General features: G+C 65.6%; 3 protein-coding genes. All 3 read left to right on the top strand.

Annotated features, from left to right (window positions below; translation table 11 throughout):
- The first annotated feature begins 79 nt into the window (after positions 1-79).
- Entirely contained in the window at positions 80-379 is a 300-nt protein-coding gene (gene tnpA, locus XcuCFBP2542_RS18905) for an IS66 family insertion sequence element accessory protein TnpA (protein WP_146090374.1), read from the top strand.
- Positions 373-714 (top strand): IS66 family insertion sequence element accessory protein TnpB, encoded by a 342-nt coding sequence (tnpB, locus tag XcuCFBP2542_RS18900; protein WP_104605767.1) that lies wholly within the window; start codon positions 373-375, stop codon positions 712-714. Before tnpA ends, tnpB begins: the two co-directional genes overlap by 7 nt.
- Positions 715-734: 20 nt before the next feature.
- Positions 735-1,249, top strand: a 515-nt coding sequence (locus tag XcuCFBP2542_RS18895) for an IS66 family transposase (protein WP_211293044.1), incomplete at its 3' end; no start/stop codon positions are given.

The following is a 1,249-nucleotide window of genomic DNA, read 5'->3' as shown; positions in this document are numbered from 1 at the left end:
GTAAGCGTCCGCCAACCTCACCTATACAAGCAGCCAGCAGCCCGTTGGGATATCGCGTTCTTCCCAACGGATCTCCCCGATGTCTTCAAAGCACGATGATTGGTCCCACCGCATTGCTGCCTGGTCCGCCAGCGGCGCCACGCCATCGGCGTGGTGCCGCGAGCACAGTGTCTCGTTGAGCAGCTTCACCTACTGGCGCGGCAAACTTGCAGCGTCCGCAGCGCCTGCAGCACTTCCAGCCACACTACCGCTGCACATCACCCCCGCCGTTCCCACGACCAGCGTGGAGATCCGTCTCGCCGGTGGCATCAGCCTCAGCGTGGCGGCCGGTGATCCGGGCTGGCTTGCGCGTCTGCTGCGCGAGCTTGGTGCATGCTGAGCGTGTCGGCGTGGCATCTTGTCACCGCCCCGGTGGATCTGCGCTGTGGCATGGACCGGCTCTTGCTGCAGATGCAGTCACTGCTGGATCGCCCCGTGGCCGAGGGCGAGGCCTACGTCGTCGTCAATCGCGCGCGTAGCCGCCTCAAGGTGCTGTGCGTTGATCGTCATGGTGTCTGGCTGTGCGCGCGCCGGCTGCATCAGGGACACTTCATCTGGCCGCGTGTGGGCGATACCGCGTGGACCTTGAGCGCTGAGCAGTGGGCCTGGCTGTGTGCAGGCGTGGACTGGCAGCGATTGTCCATTGCACCAATGGCAGGTGTGCGGCAGCTGTAACCCATGGCATCGTGGCGGACATGGACCTGTCCGCCCTCGATACGATTGATGATCCACATGCGCTGCGCCAGGCTGCACGCGCCTTGCTTGCGACCGCGCAGACCACCATTGAACGCCAGCAGGCGTTGATCGATACGCGCGAACGCACCATCACCCTGCGCGATGCGCAGATCGCCGCGCTCACCGCCGAGATCGCCCGCCTGCGCCGGCTGCAATTCTCGGCCAAGACCGAGCGCATGGACCCGGACCAGCGCCAGCTGTTCGAAGACACCATGGCCGCCGATATCGCCGCAGTGGAAGCGCAGTTGGCCGCGCTCCAGGCCGAGGGCGAGACCGCAGCGGTGACCCAGAAGCGTCGGCGTGCAGCAAACGCCGGGCGCAAGCCGTTACCCGAGCATCTTGAGCGTGTAGAAACTCGGCACGAGCCGGCCAACTGCAACTGCCCGCAGTGCAACAGCGCGCTGGTGGCCATCGGCGAGCATGTCAGCGAGCGTCTGGCCTGCAAGCCGCTGGAGTTCTACGTCAAGCGCGATGT

The sequence above is a fragment of the Xanthomonas cucurbitae genome (assembly GCF_002939885.1).
GTDB lineage: Bacteria > Pseudomonadota > Gammaproteobacteria > Xanthomonadales > Xanthomonadaceae > Xanthomonas > Xanthomonas cucurbitae.
Note: the sequence above shows the minus strand (reverse complement) of the source record. Positions and strands in the feature narration are given on the sequence as shown.

Bases quoted from the DNA above. Each gene is read 5' to 3' on its own strand.
- tnpA (WP_146090374.1), top strand. From the start codon at position 80: ATGTCTTCAAAGCACGATGATTGGTCCCACCGCATTGCTGCCTGGTCC.
- tnpB (WP_104605767.1), top strand. From the start codon at position 373: ATGCTGAGCGTGTCGGCGTGGCATCTTGTCACCGCCCCGGTGGATCTG.